The organism is Pseudomonas abyssi (genome assembly GCF_002307495.1).
In the GTDB taxonomy this organism is placed as follows: domain Bacteria; phylum Pseudomonadota; class Gammaproteobacteria; order Pseudomonadales; family Pseudomonadaceae; genus Halopseudomonas; species Halopseudomonas abyssi.
Window position 1 is genome coordinate 121367 of sequence record NZ_NTMR01000003.1, and the last position, 22575, is coordinate 143941.

Sequence of the window (22575 nt, forward strand, 5' to 3'; positions counted from 1 at the left end):
CCCAAACCCTATGTTCCACTCCTTGCCAGACTGTTTGGGCAGCTGGCTATAACCCGTAAGGAGCTTATATGCGTCATTACGAAATCGTATTCCTGGTTCATCCGGACCAGAGCGAGCAGGTTAGCGCGATGGTTGAGCGCTACAGCAAAGTGATCGAAGAAGACGGCGGTAAAGTACACCGTCTGGAAGATTGGGGCCGCCGCCAGCTGGCTTACCCGATCGACAAGATCCACAAAGCTCACTACATCATGATGAACGTTGAGTGCAGCGCCAAGGCACTGGATGAGCTGAGCGAAAACTTCCGTTACAACGATGCCGTTATCCGTAACATGGTCATCCGCCGTGACGAAGCCGTTACCGAACAGTCTGACATGCTCAAGTCCGAGGAAAGTGGTCGTGGTGAGCGTCGCGAGCGTCGCGAGCGCAACGACGACAACGATTCCAACGACAATGCTGACAACAGCAACGACGCCGACGACAACGGTGACGACGAGTAAGTTTTTTCAGTTCCCATTCCAGAATTAAGGAGACGCTGCCATGGCACGTTTTTTCCGTCGCAGAAAGTTCTGCCGTTTTACCGCTGAAGGCGTAAAAGAGATCGATTACAAAGATCTCAACACTCTGAAGGCCTATGTCACCGAGACCGGCAAGATTGTCCCGAGCCGCATCACCGGTACCAAGGCCAAGTACCAGCGTCAGCTGGCCGTTGCTATCAAGCGCGCCCGCTACCTGGCTCTGCTGCCTTACACCGACGGCCACGGTCGTTGATTGGTAGCCAAAAGTAATTGATCGGGAAGCCGAATCGGCATGCAGGGGCTCGCTGAATTCATAATGCGCGGTCGCAGGCAAGCTACCCTAGTGGTGGGTTTGTCAGTCGCCGTCCCCCTGTTGTTCTGGTTTGGTGCAGTAGTGCTGGCGCTGGTGTTATTGCGCCGCGGCTGGTCGGAAGGCATGTCGGTTGTGGTCTGGGGCGCGCTACCCGCGCTGGCCTGGGCCCTGATAGGCGATCCGACCCCGCTGCTGGTACTGCTGGGGAGTGCCGCGCTGGCGCTGTTGTTGCGTCAGCGCAGCGAGTGGTCACTGGTGACCATGGCGGCTGCACCGCTGGGGCTGGTATTTGCCCTGGTGCTGATGGCGACACTGCAAGCCCCCTTACAGCAGTTGGCCGAGCAGATCCAGGCGGCTCTGCCGCAGATGCTCAGCGAGCTGGGCGAGGTTGACGAGGCTGCTCTGGCACGCCTTCAGACCATGCTGGTGCCGCTGTTGGCTGGACTGATGGGTGCCACCCATGCAGCCATGACGCTGGTCAGCTTGATGCTGGCGCGCGCTTGGCAAGCCAGGCTGTACAACCCGGGTGGTTTCCGCGAGGAGTTTCACCGCCTGCGGTTGGCGCCTTGGATGGGCCTGGTATTGCTTCTGGCCGTGTTTGGTGCGCCGCAGGTTGATGGCCTGGTGCTGTTGGCGCCGGTGGCCACCGTGCCGCTGCTGTTTGCCGGCCTGGCGCTGGTGCACGGTGTGGTCGGTATCAAGCGCCTGGGTATCGGGCCGCTGGTCGTGCTGTACGTAGCGTTACTGTTCGTGTGGCAAGTGCTGTACCCCCTGATCATGATTTTGGCGTTTATTGATAGTCTGTTTGATTTCCGTTCCCGCCTTCAGCCGGTTTCCGGCGGCGGCAACGATGACTCAAACGGTCAAGGTTGAATTAAAGAGGTCATCGCAATGGAAGTTATCCTGCTCGAAAAGATCGCGAACCTGGGTAACCTGGGCGACAAAGTCGCTGTTAAAGCTGGTTACGCTCGCAATTTCCTGCTGCCCTTCGGCAAAGCCACTCCGGCGACTGCTGACAACGTAGCTGCTTTTGAAGCGCGCCGCGCTGAACTGGAAAAGATCGCTGCCGAGAAGAAAGCCGAGGCTGAAGCCCGCGCTGCCAAACTGGCTGATCTGACTGTCACCATCGCTGCTAACGCTGGCGAAGAGGGCAAACTGTTCGGTTCCATCGGTACTCGTGACATCGCCGACGCTGTGACTGCAGCTGGCGTTGCCATCGAGAAGAGCGAAGTTCGTCTGCCCGACGGCGCGCTGCGTACCGTTGGCGAGTTCGACATCGATGTGCAGCTGCACACCGACGTTGACGCTACCGTCAAGCTGGTTGTTGTAGCCGGCTAATAACGATTGGCCTCGCGCTATCCGCCTTGAGCGGATGATTTGCCGGGGCTTTGTCGTTAGACTTCAACACGGCGCCTGTCTGCGGACAGGCGCCGTGTTGCATTTCTGATCAGGCTGTTTTGAGCGCACTCCCATGACCGAATCACTGTATACCGACCGTCCCGAGCTGGACCTGCAGACCGCTGCCTTGAAGGTGCCTCCGCACTCGATTGAGGCCGAGCAGGCAGTACTTGGCGGGGTGATGCTGGACAACATGGCCTGGGAGCGAGTCGCCGAACAGCTGACTGACAGTGATTTTTATCGCCACGACCATCGGTTGATCTTTCAGGCGCTGGTGCGCCTGGCCTCGCGCAACCTGCCGTTCGACGTGGTGACCCTGGCGGAAGAGCTGGACAAGGAAGGGCTGACCGACCAGGTCGGTGGCCTGGCCTACCTCGGGCAGCTGGCGAAGAACACCCCCTCGGTGGCCAACATCAGCGCCTACGCCCAGATCATCCGCGAGCGCTCCACCCTGCGCCAGCTGATCAGCGTCAGCACCGAGATTGCCGATACCGCCTTCAACCCCAAGGGTATGCAGGCGACCGAGGTGCTCGATGACGCCGAACGCAAGATTTTTTCGATTGCCGAAAGCCGCCCAAAGACCGGTGGGCCGGAAGGGGTCAATGCCCTGCTGACCAAGGCGATCGATCGCATCGACACGCTGTTCAACAGTGAGGGCTCGATTACCGGCCTGTCGACCGGCTTTACCGAGCTGGACAACATGACCTCCGGCTTGCAGCCAGCTGACCTGATTATTGTCGCGGGTCGTCCCTCCATGGGTAAGACCACCTTTGCCATGAACCTGGTAGAAAATGCGGTGATGCGCAGTGACAAGGCGGTACTGGTGTTCTCGCTGGAGATGCCAGGTGAATCGCTGATCATGCGTATGCTGTCTTCCCTCGGGCGTATCGACCAGACCAAGGTGCGCTCAGGTCGGCTGGATGACGAGGATTGGCCGCGCCTGACCTCGGCGGTCAATATGCTCAATGACCGAAAGCTGTTTATCGACGACACCGCAGGTCTGTCGCCGATGGAGATGCGTACCCGCGCCCGCCGGATCGTGCGTGAGCACGGCGACCTCGGGTTGATCATGATCGACTACCTGCAGTTGATGCGTATCGGCGGCGCGGCGTCGGAAAACCGGACCAACGAGATCTCCGAGATTTCCCGCTCGCTCAAGGCGTTGGCGAAGGAGTTCAACGTGCCGGTCATCGCGCTATCGCAGCTCAACCGCTCGCTGGAGCAGCGCCCCAACAAGCGCCCGATCAACTCCGACTTGCGTGAGTCCGGTGCGATCGAGCAGGACGCCGACGTCATCATGTTTGTCTATCGTGATGAGGTCTATCATCCGGATACCCAGGACAAGGGGATCGCGGAGCTGATTATCGGCAAGCAGCGTAATGGCCCCATCGGCACGGCACGGATGGCGTTTCTGGGCAAATACACCCGTTTTGAAAACCTCGCGCCCGGCTCGTACTCCGGCTACGGGGAGGAGTGAAGATGGCCGTCTCTATTCCGGTCGCCAAGCATCAGCTGTTCGACTATCCACGTTACTGGGCCGAGTGCTTCGGTCCGGCACCCTTTATGCCGGTCAGTCGTGAGGAAATGGATCAACTGGGCTGGGACAGCTGCGATGTAATCATCGTTACCGGTGACGCCTACGTGGATCATCCCTCGTTCGGTATGGCGGTGATCGGCCGCTTGCTGGAGGCGCAAGGGTATCGCGTTGGCATCATCAGCCAGCCGGACTGGCACAGCAAGCAGGACTTCATGAAGCTAGGCAAGCCCAACCTGTTCTTTGGGGTGGCTGCCGGCAACATGGACTCGATGATCAATCGCTATACGGCCGACCGCAAGGTGCGGTCCGATGACGCCTACACCGCCGGCGGGCAGGGTGGCAAACGCCCCGACCGCGCCAGCCTGGTTTACAGCCAGCGCTGCCGGGAGGCCTTCAAGGATGTGCCTATCGTACTCGGTGGCATCGAGGCGTCGCTGCGCCGTATCGCCCATTACGACTACTGGCAGGACAAGGTGCGGCATTCGCTGCTGGTCGATGCCAAGGCCGATATCCTGCTCTACGGTAACGCCGAGCGTGCTGTCGTCGAAGTTGCTCATCGTCTGAGTCGCGGTGAGTCGGTTCAGGACATTACCGATGTGCGTGGTACGGCCTTTATTCGTCGTGACACGCCCGAAGGCTGGTTTGAGCTGGACTCCACCCGCATCGACCGCCCCGGCAAGATCGACAAGATCATCAACCCCTACGTCAACACCCAGGACACTGCCGCCTGCGCGGTGGAGCAGGCCAAGGGGCCGGAGCCCGAGTCGACGGCCGACGAGGTCCAGGTAATCGAGCTGTTGCCGCACCCGCGGCTTGAACGCAACCGTACCGTGATCCGGCTGCCTGCCTTTGAGAAGGTCAAGGGTGATCCGGTGCTCTATGCCCATGCCAACCGCGTGCTGCACCTGGAGACCAACCCGGGGAACGCCCGTGCGCTGGTGCAGCGCCATGGTGACCGCGATGTCTGGTTCAACCCGCCGCCGATTCCGCTGAGCACCGAGGAGATGGACTACGTCTTCGGCTTGCCCTATGCGCGCGTGCCGCACCCGGTCTATGGCGGCGAGCGCATCCCGGCCTACGAGATGATTCGCTTCTCGGTCAATATCATGCGCGGCTGCTTTGGTGGTTGTACCTTCTGTTCGATCACCGAGCATGAAGGGCGCATCATTCAGAACCGCTCGCATGATTCGATCATTCGCGAGATCGAGGACATGCGCGACAAGGTACCGGGCTTTACCGGAGTGGTGTCTGATCTGGGTGGTCCCACCGCCAACATGTACCGTATCGCCTGCAAAAGCCCGGAAATCGAGGCCGCTTGTCGCAAGCCGTCCTGCGTGTATCCGGGCATCTGCGATAACCTCAATACCGACCACTCCTCGCTGATTGAGCTGTACCGCAAGGCGCGCGCGCTGCCAGGGGTGAAGAAAATCCTGATTGCCTCGGGTTTGCGCTATGACCTGGCGGTAGAGTCGCCGGAATACGTGAAAGAGCTGGTGACCCACCATGTCGGCGGCTATCTGAAGATTGCGCCGGAGCACACCGAGGAAGGGCCGCTCAGCAAGATGATGAAGCCCGGTATCGGCAGCTATGACCGCTTCAAGCAGATGTTCGAGAAGTTCTCGAAGGAGGCGGGCAAGGAGCAGTACCTCATCCCGTACTTTATCGCCGCCCACCCGGGTACCACCGATGAAGACATGATGAACCTGGCGCTCTGGTTGAAACGTAACGGCTTCCGTGCGGATCAGGTGCAGGCATTCTATCCCTCGCCGATGGCGACTGCGACGGCCATGTACCACTCGGGCAAGAACCCGCTGCGTAAGGTGACCTACAAGAGCGATGCTGTCGGTACCGTCAAGGGCGAGCGCCAGCGTCGTTTGCACAAGGCGTTTCTGCGTTACCACGACCCGAACAACTGGCCATTGCTGCGTGAGGCGCTCAAAAGCATGGGGCGCGCCGACTTGATCGGTAATGGCAAGCACCAGTTGATTCCCAGCTTCCAGCCGGCGGTAGGCAGCTACCAGAGTGCGCGGCGCAAAAACTCTACGCCGACCGGCAGCAAGAAGGCCGGCCGTATGCTGACTCAGCACACCGGCTTGCCTCCGCGTGAAACAGGTGCAGGCAAGAGCCAGAGCAAGCGCTCGCGCAACGGCAGCGGAGCAGGGCGCAAGAGCCGCTGAAGACCGCCGCTATTGCACCTATAGCGGCTTTCAAATGGCTCGGGTTGTCCTATGCTTCTAGAGTGGTGTCTGTAAAGCGTGGCCAGAGGGCTGCGCTGCAGACCTGGTCTGGAGGTGGCTTATGTGGAACGAAACCTGGCTGAACTGGTGGGCAGACTACGCTGGCGCAAGCGCCGCGTAGCGATCCTGTGGGTCTGTGCAGCCTGCTGCATTACAGCAGGCTGAGGGTGTCGTTTTTCAATGCGCGCCAATGCTGCAGTTGCTCGCGCAGCTGATTGAGCTCGACCGGCTTGGCCATGTGTCCGTTCATGCCGGCTTTGCGGGCGCGCTCGCGGTGCTCCGGCAGGATATGAGCCGTCAGCGCAATCACCGGAATGGGCTGAGCGCCGCTGCGTTGCTCCCAGCGACGTATCTGTTCCGCTGCAGTGAAACCATCCATCTCGGGCATCTCGCAATCCATCAGCACCAGATCAAAGCTTTGCTGTTGCACGGCCTCGACCGCCCGGGCGCCGTTGTCCACTGCCGTTGCCAACACACCCAGCTTGGCCAGCATGCCGAGGATCACCTTGGTGGAAATGGCGTTGTCTTCGGCAATCAAAACCCGGTACTCCCCATCCATGCCGCTGTCCTGCTCGGTTTCCTGCTGATTGCGATCAGCGGTGTCGCCGGAGGCGGCGCGGCGCTGACTCCACTCGTCAATCAGAGTCGTACGCAGGGTGTAGCCGGCGACCGGTTTGCTGAGAATGCGGCGGATGCCGGCATTTCGCGCAATCACGCGGCTGGGCACCTGATTGATGCCGGTCAGCATGATGATCAGCAGGTCGTTGCCCAGCACGGGGTCATCCTTGATGCGGCTGGCCAGCTCCACGCCACTCATACCTGGCATCGACTGATCCAGCAGAATGATGTCGAAGGGATTCCCCAGGTTGGCCTGGTTGCGCAGCGTCGCCAGTGCCTCACGGCCGCTTGACGCGCTCTGGGCGCGCATGCCCCAGGCGGTGGTTTGCTGCTGCAGCACCTTGCGGCAGGTGGCGTTGTCGTCAACGATCAGAATGCTGCGGTCAACCAGACTGCGGCCTTCGGCGGAGGCTTCTTCTGCCGGGTTGTCCAGATGGGTTGCCGGCAGGGTAAACCAGACCGTGTTGCCCTGCTCACCGCTGGCCTTGATGCCGATCTGGCCCTGCATCATGCCGATCAACTGGCGGGTGATGACCAGCGGTAGCTTGCCGTCGGTGTCGGATTGATCGAGGAAGCGGGTGACCTTGAAGTCGCTGTTGAGCAGGCTGTCTCGCGCCTCTTCCGGCATATTCTCGCCGGTGTCCTGCACGGCAAAGCGCAGCTGCGGGGTGTTGTCGCGTTTCTCCAGTCCGACGACCAGCAGTACTTCACCTGAGTCGGTCTGATGTAAGGCGTTGGCCAGCAGGTTCATCAGCACCTGCCGCAGGCGGGTAGGATCGCCCTGCAGTGTGCGCGGAACCTCCGGATGCACGAAGCCGATCAGTTCGACGCCCTGCGCCTCGGCGCGTATGCGGTAGATGTCGAGGCAGTCGTTGACCAGTGCATGCAGGTCAAACTGTACGCGCTCCAGCGTCAGTTGACCTGACTCCAGTCTCGACATGTCGATAATTTCATTGATCAGGTTGAGCAGATCATTGCCCGAGCCGTGAATGGTTTGTACGTAGTCGCGTTGCTTGGCCGAGAGAGCGGTGTCCAGCAGCAGTTCACTCATGCCCAGCACGCCGTTCATAGGGGTGCGTATTTCATGGCTTATGCGGGCCAGAAACTCGGCCTTGGCGCGCTGTTCGGCGCGAGCCGTGGCGCTATCCTGCCGCTCGCGAATGCGGCGTGTGAGCTGCAGTTGCAGGCGGCGGTACAGACTCCAGCTGAAGCTGACCAGCGCGCTCCAGAGCAGCAAATCAGCCAGGTAGACGTGTGGCAGTTGCTTGCCAATGTACTCGGCAACCAGGCCCTGGCCGAGCAGTAGCACAGCGCCCAGGCTGAAGGGACGGTCCCACTGCTGTTGCGTGGTATGCAGAAGGCCGAGAATGACCAGCATGCAGGCCGGCAGGCCGATCAGCATCAGGTTGGAGATAAAGCGGAACAGGGGCGGGAACGCAGCGGCGATGGCAACCAGCAGAGCGCTGGCGATGGCCAGGCCATACACAGCACGTTGCAGCCCCTTGGTCTGTCGGGCGTTGAGCTGGCTGAGCAGCAACAGGGCCAGTAACGGATAGGCGCTTAGCAGCAGTATCTGTCCGGGTTGGCCATGCAGTTGCGGCAGCAGACTGACGATCCAGTTCAGCGCCGTGACATTGCTGGCGGCAAGCACCAGGCCAGCGGCCGCCAGCAGCAGATGAAACGGGTCGCGACCAATCAGACCGTGCAGCATGCCATGCAGGAACAGGGCAAGCAGCAGCCCCACCAGAATCCCCTGTACGGTCTGCTGCATGGAGTGCTCTGCAGCGGCCGCCGCAATATCCTGCAACACGATGCGGGCAGCCAGTGGGTAGTCGTTCTTCAGGCGCAGCAGCAGGGTGTCGCCTGCAACGCTGCTGCCGTCGAGTGGGAACGCGTAGCCGTGAAAGGGTAGCGGACGGCTGCTGAAGGGTTGGCTGGTGCCGGTGCGGTAGAGCTGGCGCGGCTCGTTCTGGGTCAGGCGGTAGACTTCGATTAGGCCGATGGCCGGGTTGTCGATGGTCAGCAGTTTGTCCTGTACCGAGTCGAGGGTGAATTCGACCCACAGGGTGCCGTTGTTGCCAGGCAGACGCAAAGGGCCTTCCGGTGCGGGGATAAAGCGGTTCGCGTAGCGATTGGAGAGAATGTCCTGCAGCGTCAGATTGCCACCGGGGTCGACGAAGGTACGGTAGGCAGGCGTGCTGCTTTCCACCGTATCAACCCAACTGGTGAACGTGAAGGCGATGCCGAGCAGCAGGGCGAGCAGCAGTGAACTGACTGGCTTCACGTGGGGTCCTGTCCTTGGTTTGGATATCCGGTTTCAACGATTCGTGGGCCAGTATAGCCCAGTGTGGACTCGCTCGAAACGGATCAAGCGGACAGTCTTCTGTCCGTCCGGACCCTGATGCCCGGGCGGATGAAGTTTTGCGGCTAATGCCCGCGCGCCGAGCCAAAATCCCGGCCTGGGCATCCTGTGTGCTTGCTTGTGGCCATGCCTGGGCTCCGTAGTGCGGGGCCCCAGGCATGCCAGATGACGCCTAGCTTTCGCGGGCGATGGCGCGGTAGCCGATATCCTTGCGGTAGAAACAGCCGTTCCAGCTGATCTGTTCGGCCAGTCGATAGGCACCCTGCTGGGCTTCGCGCACGCTGTTGCCTAGTGCGGTGGCGCACAGAACGCGGCCGCCGCTGGTGGTCACTTGACCGTCCTTCAGCGCGGTGCCGGCGTGGAAGACCTTGCCGCTGTCGCTGTCAGCGACATCCAGGCCGTTGATGACGTCACCTTTGGCGTAGTCAGCCGGGTAGCCGCCGGCAGCCAATACGACGCCCAGGCTGCAACGCGGGTCCCACTTGGCGTCAACTTGATCCAAGGTGCCGGCGTTTGCTGCTTCGACCAGCGCAACCAGGCTGGATTGCAGGCGCAGCATGATCGGCTGGGTTTCCGGATCGCCGAAGCGGCAGTTGAATTCGATCACCTTGGGGTTGCCTGCGGCATCGATCATCAAACCGGCGTAGAGGAAGCCGGTGTAGACGTTGCCTTCGGCAGCCATGCCACGCACGGTTGGCCAGATGACCTGTTCCATGACGCGCTGATGAACCTCGTCGGTGACCACTGGAGCGGGAGAGTAGGCGCCCATGCCGCCGGTATTGGGGCCGGTATCGCCGTCGCCAACGCGCTTGTGATCCTGGCTGGTGGCCATCGGCAGCACGTGTTCGCCGTCGACCATGACGATGAAGCTGGCCTCTTCGCCGTCGAGAAACTCCTCGATGACTACGCGTGAACCGGCGTCACCAAAGGCGTTGCCGGCCAGCATGTCGCGCACGGCATCCTCGGCTTCCTGCAGCGTCATGGCAACGATCACGCCCTTGCCCGCAGCCAGGCCGTCGGCCTTGATCACGATCGGTGCGCCTTTCTCGCGCAGGTAAGCCAGCGCGGGCTCGATCTCGGTAAAGTTCTGGTACTCGGCAGTCGGAATCTGGTGACGGGCTAAAAAGTCCTTGGTGAAGGCCTTGGAACCTTCCAGCTGTGCGGCACCGGCGGTCGGGCCAAAGCAGGGCAGGCCGTGCTCGCGGAAGCGATCAACGACACCCGCTACCAGTGGTGCCTCGGGACCGACGATGGTCAGGCTGACGTTGTCCTTGGCAAAGGCAACCAGCTTGTCCAGCTCCAGCACGTCGATGGCGACGTTTTCGCACTTGGCCTCGATCGCCGTGCCGGCGTTGCCCGGGGCGACAAAGACCTTCTCGACGCGCTCATCCTGCGCCACTTTCCACGCCAGCGCGTGCTCACGCCCGCCGCTGCCGATAATCAGTACATTCATGTAACTCTCCTGTGGAGAGAGCTTCAAGCTTCAAGCTGCAAGCGGCGCTGTGGGGCGCTCTGCTTGCGGCTTGCGGCTTGCGGCTCAGGGATTAGTGGCGGAAATGGCGCATGCCGGTGAAGACCATGGCCATGCCGGCTTCGTCGGCGGCGTCGATCACTTCCTGGTCGCGCATCGAACCGCCGGGCTGGATAACGGCGCTGATGCCGACCTTGGCGGCGTTATCGATGCCGTCGCGGAACGGGAAGAACGCATCGGATGCCATGACTGCGCCGGCGACCTGCAGGCCGGCGTGCTCGGCCTTGATGGCGGCGATGCGAGCGGAGTTGACGCGGCTCATCTGGCCGGCGCCGACACCGATGGTCTGGCGGCCTTTGGCGTAGACGATGGCATTGGATTTGACGAACTTGGCGACTTTCCAGGCGAACACCAGGTCGTGGATTTCCTGTTCGGTCGGTGCGCGCTTGGTGACGATCTTCAGGTCGTCTGCGGTGATCATGCCGATGTCGCGGCTCTGCACCAGCAGACCGCCGTTGACGCGCTTGAAGTCCCAGTCGGCCTGGCGTTCACCGCTCAACTCACCGCATTCGAGCAGGCGCACGTTGGCTTTGGCGGCGACCGCAGCGCGGGCTTCGGCGCTGATGCGCGGGGCGATGATGACTTCAACAAACTGACGCTCAACGATGGCGGCAGCGGTGGCGCCGTCCAGCTCGCGGTTGAAGGCGATGATGCCGCCGAAGGCGGATTCGCTGTCGGTGGCCCAGGCCAGATCGTAGGCCTTGCGGATACCGCCATCGTCTTCCGGCACCACGGCCACGCCGCAGGGGTTGGCGTGCTTGACGATGACGCAGGCCGGCTTGGTGAAGCCCTTGACGCACTCCAGTGCAGCATCGGTATCGGCGACGTTGTTGTAGGACAGTTCCTTGCCCTGCAGCTGAATCGCGGTGGCGATGCTGGCCTCGCTCGGAGCGGCTTCCTTGTAGAAGGCGGCGGCCTGGTGCGGGTTCTCGCCGTAGCGCATGTCCTGCACCTTGATGAACTGGCTGTTGAAGGTGCGCGGGAAGGCGGCGCGGTCCTCGGTGCTCAGGGTGTCGCGGGTCTGCTCGATGGTGCCGAGGTAGTTGGCGATCATGCCGTCGTAGGCAGCGGTGTGCTCAAACGCCTTCAGGGCCAGGTCAAAGCGCTGGGCGTATGTCAGGCCGCCGCTCTTCAGGGCTTGCGCGATGCTGCTGTAATCGCCGGCATTGACGACGATGGCAACGTCCTTGTGGTTCTTGGCGGCGCTGCGAACCATGGTCGGGCCGCCAATGTCGATGTTCTCAATGGCATCGGGCAGGGTGCAGCCGGGCTTGGCGACAGTGGCAGCGAAGGGGTAGAGGTTGACCACGACCATGTCGATGGGCTGGATGCCATGCTCGGCCATGACGTCACCGTCGATATCGCGACGACCGAGGATGCCGCCATGGATTTTCGGGTGCAGGGTCTTGACCCGGCCGTCCATCATTTCCGGGAAGCCGGTGTAGTCAGCGACTTCAACGGCCTTGATGCCCTGCTCGCAGAGCAGCTTGTAGGTGCCCCCGGTAGACAGGATTTCAACGCCCTGGGCGCTCAGCTCGCGGGCAAAATCGACGATACCGGTTTTGTCAGAAACGCTGATCAGCGCACGGCGTACCGGCAGGCGGGTAGTTTGGTCGGTCATCTTGGATCCAGGCTAGGTTCAAAAAGTCAGCTTCAAGCTACAAGCCTCAAGCTTCAAGTGGAGATATACTGGCTTGCAGCTTGCAGCTTGCAGCTTGCAGCTTGCAGCTTCAGAGCAATCCGTACTGCTTGAGCTTCTTGCGCAGGGTGCCGCGGTTCAGGCCCAGCACTTCGGAGGCGCGGGTCTGGTTGCCCTTGACGTAGTTCATCACGCTTTCGAGCAACGGCGCTTCGACTTCGGACAGCACCATGTTGTAGACGTCGGTCACGTCCTGCCCCTCAAGGTGCTGAAAGTAGTTGTGCAGGGCGTCCTCGACGCTGTCGCGCAGCGTTCTTTGATCGCGGGTGTCGTTGATCCCGCTGGCGGGAAGGGTGGATTGACTGCTGTCGCTCACAGTGGGGTTTCCATCAGGTAGGGTTGTGTCGAAATTCATGCTGCCAGATCTCCGTCCAACAGGCGGCTGAAGTAGCCGGCAATGGCGCTTGCCTGCTGGTCAGCGTCGGTGATGCGGTTGAAGTCGCGGCGAAACTCGCCGGCACCTGGCAGGGTTTGCAGGTACCAGCTGACGTGCTTGCGGGCGATACGGGCGCCGTGTTCAGCGCCATAGAAAGTATGCAGGGCCTTGAGGTGCTGCATTAGTATTTGCTCCTGCTCGGCTAGCGGCGGCTCGGCCAGCAGCTCTCCGCTGCGCAGGTAGTGGTCGATTTCGCGGAAGATCCAGGGGCGGCCCTGGGCGGCACGGCCGATCATCACCGCATCGGCTCCAGTATGCTGGAGTACCTCGGCGGCCTTTTGCGGGCTGTCGATGTCGCCGTTGGCAAACACCGGAATCGAGATGCTTTGCTTTACTGCGGCGATGGTGTCGTACTCGGCATGGCCGGTGTACAGCTCGGAGCGGGTTCGGCCATGCACGGCCAGCGCCTGAATGCCGCTGTCCTCGGCAATACGCGCGATGCGCAGAGCGTTGCGGTTCTCGGGGTCCCAGCCGGTGCGGATTTTCAGGGTGACGGGAATGTCCACCGCCTGCACTACTGCCGCACAGATGGCGGCCACCAGCGGTTCGTCACGCAGCAGCGCGGAGCCGGCCGCCTTGTTGCAGACCTTCTTGGCCGGGCAGCCCATATTGATGTCAATGATCTGGGCGCCGAGCTGGGCGTTCATGCGCGCGGCCTCGGCCATCATCTCGGGATCGCCGCCGGCAATCTGTACCGAACGGGGTTCGGGTTCGCCGTCGTGCTGCAAGCGCAGGCGTGATTTGCGGCTGTTCCACAGACGGGTATCGCTGGTCACCATCTCGGATACCACCAGACCGGCGCCCAGGCGGCGGCACAGCTGCCGGAAGGGCTGATCGGTAACCCCGGCCATGGGGGCCAGAATGACACGATTGGCTAACTGGTAAGGTCCGATACTGATCACTGCTGGTCCATCCCTGTAATGCCCGGTGGTCTGTGCTGTAACAACGGCACGGCAGCCCGTCCGGTGTCCCGGTCAGGGTGATGAAGTGCGAAAAGGGTCGCCATGATACCCGCAAAGTATGGCCGGTTAAAGACTGTGCTGGGCGTTTTTTGTACAGCCAGTTTAGGTCAGCTGCGCGCAAATGTGCTCGGGTACTCGACGAAAGGATGACGCTTTGACCGCGGAATCATCAGGGCGCCACAAAGTCCAGCTGGTAGCTGACGGCCGCGCTGCCTGGCGCGACCATGTTCAGGGCTATATGGATGGGCGTTTGTGACGGCATCAGGTTGCGCCCGGCCAGCTCGCCCGCCAGGTACTCTTCTGGGCGGAAGTCCTTGCTGCTGACCGTCTCGCCTCGGCTGTTGCTGAACTGCATGCGGATAACCGGGAAAGGTTGCGAGTAGTCTGCCCGGTTATAGATGATCACGTTGATATCCAGGCTGTTGGGGAACTCCGGATGCGGCCTGACCAGCAGGTTGCTGCTGCGGATCTGGCTGATATCAACGCGAGCCGGCAACTGGCAGCCGGCAACCAGGCAGATGTCCTGCATGACTGGGCGCAACTGGTTGTCGCGTGCCCAGGCGTCAAAGTTGTAATACACGGCCTGCGCTGCCAGGCCGAGAACGGCGAGCAGGCATAACGCGCCCCAGAGCAGGTTGCTGCGCGCTCGGCGGCGGCTCAGCGGAGCGGCCAGTTGCAGTGGCTCATCTTCCAGCTCAGGCAGAACACGGCTGGTGTCCAGCCGGGGTTCGGTGCGCCCGCGTTCGTCGTCGGTGTTTTCCTCCGACTCCGGCTGCTTGGCGGTATCGGCCGAGGCGTCATCGGCGTAGAGCGGGCCTTCGGGCTGGCCACGGCGGAAAATGGCGCTATTGTCCGTGTCCTGCAGCGGCACCTGATGGGCGCGCGCGGGTTTGGCGGGCGGCTCTGCTTCAGGCTCTGGCTCGTCTTCTGGCTCTGGGCGCGAGGCGAAAACCGGCGCAAAGTCGCGGGCCCTCGGTGTCGCCATAAAGGCCTCGTTCAGCTCCAGTTCGTCATCGCTGTCCAGGCTGCTGAAGCCGGGCTCGACGCGCTCGTCGTCCCGGCGGGCAGTCTCGGCCAGGGTCAGCTCGGACTCCTCATCATCAAGCAGTTCAAAACTGGCCGGCTTGGGTGGGGCCTCGCGCGGCGTCAGCTCGTCCAGAATCGACTCATCCAGGCCGAGGGCTTCCAGGTCGAGCTCATCCAGTTCCAGATCGTCGTGGATCAGCAGGGTTTGCTTTTTGTCGACAGCTTGACTGGCAGCAGCGGGCTCGGCAGCGGACCGGGCCTGGCCGGCCGGCAGTGCATTGAATACCTTCAGGCAGGCGCCGCAGCGCACATTACCGGCAGCAGCCTGCAACTGCTCCTGCGTGAGGCGAAAGTGGGTCTTGCAGAAGGGGCACTGGGTGACCTGCAGTTCGCTCATGTCTGGCCGGCTGTCCTGTTACGTGGAGTAAGTGGCGAAAGGGCTATTTTGCCCGTATTAGCGACGCGCTGTCATCGCCGCTTGCCGCTCACCCGGATCCAGCCGTCCTGTTCTGCGACGGGGTCCAGCTCAAAGTCGCCCTGGTAGGCCTGCATGATCTCCTCGGTCTGCTCTGCGAGGATGCCGGACAGCGCCAGCAGTCCGCCGGGTTTGACCAGGCTGGCGAGCTGCGGCGCCAGGCTCACCAGCGGACCGGCCAGGATATTGGCCACCAGCACATCCGCAGGCACTGCAGGCATCTGCTCGGGCAGATAGAGATCGAAGTGCTCATCGGCTACCTGGTTGCGCTGGGCGTTGTCGCGCGAGGCTTCCAGCGCCTGAATGTCGATGTCGGTCCCCACCGCATGCGTTGCGCCCAGCAGCAGAGCGGCGATGGCTAGGATGCCCGAGCCGCAGCCAAAATCGATCAGTGTCTTGCCCTGCAGCTGTTGGGCGTCGAGCCACTGTAGGCACAGGGAGGTTGTCGGGTGCGTGCCGGTACCGAACGCCAGGCCCGGATCCAGCAGCAGGTTGACCGCGTCGGGCTCTGGCGCTGCATGCCAGCTGGGAACAATCCACAGGCGCTGGCCAAAGCGCATGGGGTGGAAGTTGTCCATCCAGCTGCGCTCCCAGTCCTGATCCTCGATCTGTTCCAGCTCATGTGCCGGCAGCTCGGCTTGCCATAGCAGGCGCAGGTGCTGCAAGAGGGCCTCACCGTCGGTGTCGGCCTCGAACAGCGCCAGCAGGTGGGTGTTGGACCAGAGCGGCGTGGTGCCCAGATCGGGCTCGAAAATCGGCTGATCTTCGGCGTCCATGAAGGTGACCGATACCGCACCCAGCGCCAGTAACTGGTCCTCCAGTGCAGGGGCCTGTTCGGGGGTAATGGCAAGACGCAGTTGCAGCCAGGACATAGGGGGGGGCTCCTTCGGAGCAGCTGCAAGCGACAAGCTTCAAGCTGCAAGATCAGCGGAAAAACAAAGGGAGCGATAATTCGCTCCCCGAATGGTGCAGATAATACGCTGCGAGCTTGCAGCTTGCAGCTTGCAGCTTGCAGCTGGGGCTTACTTCAACCCCAGCTTGTGCTCCAGATAGTGAATGTTGACGCCGCCCTTGCAGAAGCCGGGGTCGCGTACCAGTTCACGGTGCAGCGGGGTATTGGTCTTGATACCGTCAACCACCAGTTCGTCGATGGCGTTGCGCATGCGCGCGAGCGCTTCGTCGCGGCTGGCGCCGTAGGTGATCAGTTTGCCGACCAGCGAGTCGTAGTTCGGCGGGACCTTGTAGCCGCTGTACAGGTGCGAATCAACGCGTACGCCATTGCCGCCGGGTGCGTGATAGAACGTCACGGTGCCAGGGCTGGGCATGAAGGTGCGTGGGTCTTCGGCGTTGATGCGGCACTCGATGGCGTGGCCACGGATGACAACGTCATCCTGAGTGATGCTCAGCGGCTGGCCGGAGGCGACCAGGATTTGCTCCTTGACGATGTCGATGCCGGTGACCATTTCGGAGACCGGGTGCTCGACCTGAACGCGGGTGTTCATCTCGATGAAGTAGAACTCGCCGTTCTCGTACAGGAACTCGAAGGTGCCGGCGCCACGGTAGCCCAGGTCGATACAGGCCTGAACGCAGCGGGCCTGAACCTCGGCACGGGCCTTCTCGTCGATGCCGGGTGCAGGTGCTTCTTCAATGATCTTCTGGTGACGGCGCTGCAGCGAGCAGTCGCGATCGCCCAGATGAACAGCGTTGCCCTGACCGTCAGACAGTACCTGAACTTCCACGTGACGCGGGTTGGTCAGGAACTTCTCCAGATACACCATCGGGTTGCCGAAGGCGGCGCCCGCTTCAACCTGGGTCAGCTTGATCGACTTGATCAGCTCGGACTCTTCATGCACGACGCGCATGCCGCGACCGCCGCCGCCACCTGCGGCCTTGATGATCACCGGGTAGCCAACGCGCTGGGCAATCTTCAGGCATTCGGCTTCATCTTCGGGCAGCGGGCCGTCGGAGCCGGGCACTGTGGGCACGCCGGTTTCCTTCATGGCGGCAATAGCCGACACCTTGTCACCCATCAGGCGGATCACGGCGGCGCTGGGGCCGATAAAGGTGAAGCCGGAGTTCTCGACCTGCTCGGCGAAATCGGCGTTCTCGGCCAGGAAGCCGTAGCCAGGATGAATGCCGTCGGCGCCGGTCACTTCGGCGGCGCTGATGATCGCCGGAATATTCAGATAGGACAGCGTTGCGGGCGCCGGGCCGATACAGACGGATTCGTCAGCCATGGCCAGGTGCATGAGTTCACGGTCGGCGGTAGAGTGCACCGCCACGGTTTTCAGACCAAGTTCCTTGCACGCGCGGATAACCCGCAGGGCAATTTCACCTCGGTTGGCAATAAGTACTTTTTGCATCGCAGCCTCCAGGTTGGGCTCAGGCGATGCTGAACAGCGGTTGATCGAATTCGACCGGCTGGCCGTTGTCGACCAGAATCGATTGCACTACGCCGCTCTTGTCAGCTTCGATGTGGTTCATCATCTTCATGGCTTCGACGATGCACAGTACGTCGCCGGCCTTGACGCTCTGGCCAACTTCAACGAATACCGCGGCAGTCGGTGACGGCGAGCGGTAGAAGGTGCCGACCATCGGCGAGCGAACCAGGTGACCGCTGGGCTCGGCCGGGGCGGCCGGTGCATCGGCTGCAGCCGGGGCTGCCGCCGGTGCGGGGGCTGCGGCAACCGGAGCCGGAGCGACCTGATATTGCGGAGCGGCGACCTGCTTGCTGTGGCGGCTGATGCGCACAGACTCTTCGCCTTCATGAATTTCCAGTTCGTCGATACCGGACTCTTCCAGCAGTTCGATCAGCTTTTTGACTTTGCGAATGTCCATTGATGCATGCACTCCAGATCAGGTTTGCGTAATTCAGTGTTGTTCGATCTTCTCGATGGCGGCCTGCAGAGCCAGCTCATAGCCCTGGGCGCCGAGACCGCAAATCACTCCTTCGGCAACGTCCGAGAAATAGGAGTGATGACGGAAAGGTTCGCGCTTATACACGTTGGATAAGTGAACTTCGATGAATGGGATGCTCACTGCGAGCAATGCGTCACGTATTGCCACGCTGGTATGGGTAAAAGCGGCGGGATTAATGATGATGAAATCGATGGCTTCATCGCCGGCAGCGTGAATGCGCTCGATCAGCTCGTGCTCGGCGTTGCTTTGCAGGCTCAGCAGGTGGTGACCACGCTGGCTGGCCCGCTCGCGCAGGTGCTGGTTGATCTGCTCCAGGGTGGTGGCGCCGTAAACACCGGGTTCGCGGCTGCCCAGGCGGTTCAGGTTAGGTCCGTGCAGAACCAGGATGCTGGCCATGGTACGTAAGTTCCGTTGTATGACGGGTGACCCGTCAGTCGCATTTTTTTGGCAGTTTGCCGCAATCCGTCCGGCCTGTCCATAAGTGGAATATTGACCTCAGATGTCAGCATGATGGCTGCATTATGGCGCAAACTTATTTTTGGCTGGCGCGTTCGGCGAGTGCGGCGAATTCGTCCTTTGAGACTTCGCCTTGAATGCGCAGGTCACGTTGTTCGTTGCCATCGGCGGCGAAAAACAGGTAGGCCGGTGGTCCGAACAGCTGCTGGCGTATGAGCCACTCGCGCTGGGCGGGGGTATTGTCCGTCACGTCCAGCTTGAACCGCAGGTGATTGCCTAGCAGCGTCTGGATCTCAGGCTGATTGAGGATAGTGCGCTCCATGACCTTGCAGCTGATACACCAGTCGGCATACAGGTCGACGATGGCGGGCTGGCCCTGTTTTGCTGCCTGGTTGAGCGCCTGTTGCAGTTGCGCGGGGTCGTCCACGGTGGTGAAAAATGCGCTGCTAGCGCTATTGCCTCCCCCGGTCAGTGGCTGCAGTGGGCGCAATGGATCCTCGCCTCCGGCCAGGGCGCCAAACAGCGCGGCGGCTGCATATAGGCCCAGCAGCAGAGCGATGGTCTGGCGCAGATAGTGACCGCTTTGCAGCGCCGCCAGGCGCACGGCCAGACCAGCGGCGAGGGCGGCCCACAGCGCCAGGCTGACGGGGCCGGGCAGTACCCGCTCCAATAGCCAGATGGCGACCGCCAGCAGACCAAAGCCGAACAGATGTTTGACCGTTTCCATCCAGGGGCCGGAGCCGGGCAGCAGGCTTTTGCCGAACAGGGTGATCAGCAGCAGCGGGGTGCCCATGCCCAGGCCCAGGGCAAACAGGTTGATGCCGCCGCCAAGGGTGTCGCCGGTACTGCTGATATACACCAGTGCACCGGCCAGCGGCGCGGAGATACAGGGCGATACCACCAGCGTAGAGAGGGCGCCCATGGCCGTGGCGCCCGGTAACGAGCCCCCGTGTGCGCGGCGATTCAGGCGTTCCAGCGGCTCGCGAACAAACTCGGGAAGGCGCAGCTCGAAGACGCCAAACATGGCCAGCGCGAACAGAACAAAGAACACCGCGAACGTGCCCAGCAGCCAGGGTGATTGCAGGCGCGCCTGCAGGTTCAGTGCGGCGCCGAAGCTGCCGATCAGCGCGCCGACAATCGCGAGTGTCACGGCCATGCCCAGCACATAGCCGAGGGCCAGGGTCATGGCGCGGCCGCGGCCGATCTGACTGCGACCTAGCACCATGCTGGAGAGGATCGGCAGCATCGGCAGCACGCAGGGGGTGAAGGTCAGGCCAAGGCCGGCGGCAAAGAACAGCAGTAATGCAACCAGCCAGCCACGCTCGCTTGCAGGCGTGCTGCTGGTGCTGGGGGCGGTCGGGGCGGCGGGCGCGACGCTGGCTGAGCTGCCTGGCGCTGAGGGCAGCTGCAGCGTGACGGTTTCGGGTGGATAGCACAGGCCGGCGTCGGCGCAGCCCTGAAAACCGAGACTCAGGCTGCGGGTGCCTGCGGGCAGCGTGGCGGGGTCGAGCTGAATCTGCAGTTGGTTGTAGTACACCTCGACATCGCCAAAATACTCGTCGGTCTTGTGAATGCCCTCAGGCAGTTGCATCTGCAGGACGCTGCCGTCGTCGGTGCTGACCTGCAGACGGTGGCGATAAAGGTAGTAGCCGGGGGCGATGTCAACGATCAGGGCCAAAGCGTCGGCGCTGGCGTCCAGAACGCCCGGCTTGAATGCCTGGTGCACCGGTAGAAAATCAGCCTGATTGCTGCTGCCTTGCAGCAGGCTGGCGCTGGCGCGGTTATCGGCGAACTGCGCGTGGGCACCGCCAGCGCACAGCAGGAGCAAAAGCAGGACGAGGCGAAACGCAGACATGGGGTGACCGGCCAGATAAACGGAGGGTCATCATAAAGGCTGGGGTCAGCAGGCGAAAGGGCGCGGTACCTTGGGCAGGTTGCAAGCTGTGTCAAACGCCCGGCACGCGTCAGCGCTGCGCCGGGCGTGCCAGAGCAGGGCTCAGCTCAGATACGAAATGCCGAGACGGCTGACAGCAAGGCGCGACTGCGCTGGCTGATCTGCTGGGTGTGCTGGCGCGTGTGGCCGACCATACTGAGGTTGGCGTCGCTGAGCTGATGGATCTGCTGGCTGTTTTCGCGGATGGTACGCACCCGGTCTGATTGCGCGTCGGTGTGGGTGGCGATGTGTTCGGCCAGTTCGGTAATGCGGTCGATGGCATTGACGATACGGCCCAGCGCCGCATCGGCCAGTTGGCCCTGCTCGGCGGTATGGCGTGCCTGCTTGACCTGTTCCTGCATCTGGCCGGCAGATTGGCGGGCAACCTCTTGCAAGCGTTCGATCAGTTGGCGAATCTCCTGGGTCGAGCCTGCGGTGCGCTGGGCCAGGCCGCGCACCTCATCGGCGACCACCGCAAAACCGCGCCCGGCTTCTCCGGCCCGCGCTGCCTCGATGGCGGCGTTGAGGGCCAGCAGGTTGGTCTGTTCGGCAATGCCCTGAATGACCTGCAATACGCCGCCGATGGTATCTGATTCGGCGACCATGCGGTCGATGGTGCGAGCGCTGGCCTGAACTTCCTGCACCAACTGTTGCATCTGCGCGATGGTGCCACCAATGACCTCCTGGCCGTCGCGCACCTCGCGATTGGCTTCGCGAGCCAGTTCGGCGCTTTCGCCGGCATTGGTGGCGACCAGGCGGATGGCCTCGTCCATGCCGCCAATGTCCTGATTGATCGACTGGGTGTCGCGCTGTTGTTGTGCCGCTCGGTCGTGGGTGTCTGCGGACAGTCGCTCCAAGTCGTCGCTGGTGCCGCTAAGCGCCTCGGCCTGCTGATTGATGGTGGTGACCAGTTCGATCAGGTATTGGCGCAGTTGGTTGGCCGCCAGCTCAAGCTGCTTGAGTTCGCTGATGCGCGAACTGGATTCCAGCGGCTGCGTGAAGTCGCCCTCCGCGTAGGTAGACAGTACCGGTGCGAAGCGGGCGACCGCCTTGGACAAGGCCCGTTGGGAGCGCTCGATCAGCAGCGCTATGACAATAATCAGACCGATGATGCCCAGCTGGACGTTGCGCACCTGATTGGTGATGCCGTCACGCGCGGCAGTCAGCGCCGGGCGCATCTGGGCAGCGCCGTGCTGCAGGCTGTCGATACGTTCGCCAGTGATGCTCTGCAACTGGGCGCGCTCGACGATCAGGGCGCTGGTGCGTTCCAGCTCGCCCGGGTAGCGGTTGAGCAGCGACAGCAGGCTGCGCTTGTAGTCGGCGCCGGGGTCAACGGCTTCGCTGCTGTTCTTGGTGGTCACTCCCAGCAGGGAGGCGAAGGGGTCGTTGCTGCTGTCCTGTTCCTCGACTACGCCGAGCAGGGGCAGGGCCTCCAGCGCCGCGGCGCGGTCCTGGGCACCCTTGACCAGGCGTTGCAGGTTGGCCAGCAGGGTCGGGTCGTTCTGGCTGAACAACTTGCCTCGCGCCAGGCTGATGCGCAGCAGGTCACCTTGCAGTTCATCGGTCAGGCGCACGTACTCCATCGCCTGACGGGCCCCCTGCTGCTGGCCGTCGCGCGCATAGCTGGCCAGATGGTCCAGCTCAGCCTGCATTTCACGCTCGGCCTGGGTCAGCAGCCCCTGCGGATCGCCCGACAGCTTGCCGACCGCCAGCAGATCGGTCTGCATAAATTCGATAAAGGTGGTCAGTGGTGCTGCCAGCGGCTGACGGATATCATCCGGAAAGGCCTGCAGGCTCTGCTGCAATCCCTCGGCAGTATGTTGCGCCTGCTGCAGGCGCACCGCGTCGCCGCTCAGCCGGTAGGCCTCGGTGTCGCGCTGCAAAGCTTGGGTCTGGCTGACAATATTGAGGTAGGCGTCCATCAGTGTATAGGGCACCTTCAGCGCCTGTTGGGCCCACCATAGACTCGCGGCCAGCGCGATGCCAACGGCAGCCAGCAGGCAGGTATTGAACAGGGTCAGGGTTTTCAGGCGCATGAGCGAGCCCTCGGCAGGACGAGACAGCAGTGATTTTAGTGTCATTTATGTGACAGCTTGATGAAGGGTGGCACTGTGCCTTTATCCTCAAGTCGCAAGATAGGCGCTTTGACTGGATCGGG

At 62.1% G+C, this 22575-nt stretch carries 18 protein-coding genes; 6 read left to right on the plus strand and 12 right to left on the minus strand.

Annotation, left to right across the window (positions count from 1 at the left end):
- Positions 1-68: 68 nt before the first annotated feature.
- The 6 genes from rpsF (at position 69) to CNQ84_RS03025 (ending at position 5940) form a co-directional block, all read left to right on the plus strand.
- A complete protein-coding gene (rpsF, locus tag CNQ84_RS03000) occupies positions 69-497 on the plus strand; it encodes a 30S ribosomal protein S6 (protein ID WP_083723773.1) in 429 nt (142 codons plus the stop codon).
- Between the two features lie 40 nt (positions 498-537).
- On the plus strand, positions 538-768 hold the full coding sequence (gene rpsR, locus CNQ84_RS03005) for a 30S ribosomal protein S18 (RefSeq protein WP_083723771.1): 231 nt from the start codon (positions 538-540) through the stop codon (positions 766-768).
- Between the two features lie 93 nt (positions 769-861).
- The gene (locus CNQ84_RS03010) at positions 862-1701 is read left to right on the plus strand and encodes a YybS family protein (RefSeq protein ID WP_245841241.1); all 840 of its coding nucleotides are present in this window, start codon (positions 862-864) and stop codon (positions 1699-1701) included.
- An 18-nt stretch (positions 1702-1719) separates the two neighbouring features.
- Positions 1720-2166 (plus strand): 50S ribosomal protein L9, encoded by a 447-nt coding sequence (gene rplI / locus CNQ84_RS03015; protein ID WP_083723767.1) that lies wholly within the window; start codon positions 1720-1722, stop codon positions 2164-2166.
- A gap of 133 nt (positions 2167-2299) precedes the next feature.
- A complete protein-coding gene (dnaB, locus tag CNQ84_RS03020; RefSeq protein WP_083723765.1) occupies positions 2300-3703 on the plus strand; it encodes a replicative DNA helicase in 1404 nt (467 codons plus the stop codon).
- A gap of 2 nt (positions 3704-3705) precedes the next feature.
- On the plus strand, positions 3706-5940 hold the full coding sequence (locus CNQ84_RS03025) for a YgiQ family radical SAM protein (protein WP_096003444.1): 2235 nt from the start codon (positions 3706-3708) through the stop codon (positions 5938-5940).
- A 211-nt stretch (positions 5941-6151) separates the two neighbouring features.
- On the opposite strand, the gene CNQ84_RS03030 is transcribed toward CNQ84_RS03025, so the two are convergent.
- The 12 genes from CNQ84_RS03030 to CNQ84_RS03085 all read right to left on the minus strand — a co-directional run bounded on the left by CNQ84_RS03030 (position 6152) and on the right by CNQ84_RS03085 (position 22498).
- Entirely contained in the window at positions 6152-8902 is a 2751-nt protein-coding gene (locus tag CNQ84_RS03030; RefSeq protein WP_096003445.1) for a response regulator, read from the minus strand.
- Positions 8903-9152: 250 nt separating this feature from the next.
- The gene (gene purD, locus CNQ84_RS03035) at positions 9153-10433 is read right to left on the minus strand and encodes a phosphoribosylamine--glycine ligase (RefSeq protein WP_096003446.1); all 1281 of its coding nucleotides are present in this window, start codon (positions 10431-10433) and stop codon (positions 9153-9155) included.
- 91 nt (positions 10434-10524) lie between these two features.
- Positions 10525-12132: a bifunctional phosphoribosylaminoimidazolecarboxamide formyltransferase/IMP cyclohydrolase gene (gene purH / locus CNQ84_RS03040; RefSeq protein ID WP_096003447.1), complete on the minus strand. Its 1608-nt coding sequence runs from the start codon at positions 12130-12132 to the stop codon at positions 10525-10527.
- Positions 12133-12241: 109 nt separating this feature from the next.
- Positions 12242-12565, minus strand: a complete 324-nt coding sequence (fis, locus tag CNQ84_RS03045; RefSeq protein WP_096003448.1) for a DNA-binding transcriptional regulator Fis — start codon at positions 12563-12565, stop codon at positions 12242-12244.
- Positions 12562-13548: a tRNA dihydrouridine synthase DusB gene (gene dusB, locus CNQ84_RS03050; protein WP_096003449.1), complete on the minus strand. Its 987-nt coding sequence runs from the start codon at positions 13546-13548 to the stop codon at positions 12562-12564. Before dusB ends, fis begins: the two co-directional genes overlap by 4 nt.
- A 229-nt stretch (positions 13549-13777) precedes the next feature.
- A complete protein-coding gene (locus CNQ84_RS03055; protein ID WP_096003450.1) occupies positions 13778-15031 on the minus strand; it encodes a zinc-ribbon and DUF3426 domain-containing protein in 1254 nt (417 codons plus the stop codon).
- Positions 15032-15102: 71 nt separating this feature from the next.
- Positions 15103-15981, minus strand: a complete 879-nt coding sequence (gene prmA / locus CNQ84_RS03060) for a 50S ribosomal protein L11 methyltransferase (protein WP_096003451.1) — start codon at positions 15979-15981, stop codon at positions 15103-15105.
- A gap of 150 nt (positions 15982-16131) precedes the next feature.
- A complete protein-coding gene (gene accC, locus CNQ84_RS03065) occupies positions 16132-17472 on the minus strand; it encodes an acetyl-CoA carboxylase biotin carboxylase subunit (RefSeq protein ID WP_083723748.1) in 1341 nt (446 codons plus the stop codon).
- Between the two features lie 19 nt (positions 17473-17491).
- The gene (gene accB / locus CNQ84_RS03070) at positions 17492-17947 is read right to left on the minus strand and encodes an acetyl-CoA carboxylase biotin carboxyl carrier protein (RefSeq protein ID WP_096003452.1); all 456 of its coding nucleotides are present in this window, start codon (positions 17945-17947) and stop codon (positions 17492-17494) included.
- A gap of 33 nt (positions 17948-17980) precedes the next feature.
- A complete protein-coding gene (gene aroQ / locus CNQ84_RS03075; protein ID WP_096003453.1) occupies positions 17981-18424 on the minus strand; it encodes a type II 3-dehydroquinate dehydratase in 444 nt (147 codons plus the stop codon).
- A 136-nt stretch (positions 18425-18560) separates the two neighbouring features.
- Positions 18561-20339 carry a protein-disulfide reductase DsbD gene (gene dsbD, locus CNQ84_RS03080; protein WP_096003454.1) on the minus strand — a complete coding sequence of 593 codons (1779 nt, stop codon included), beginning with the start codon at positions 20337-20339 and terminating at the stop codon, positions 18561-18563.
- Positions 20340-20485: 146 nt separating this feature from the next.
- A complete protein-coding gene (locus CNQ84_RS03085; RefSeq protein WP_096003455.1) occupies positions 20486-22498 on the minus strand; it encodes a methyl-accepting chemotaxis protein in 2013 nt (670 codons plus the stop codon).
- Between the last annotated feature and the right edge of the window lie 77 nt (positions 22499-22575).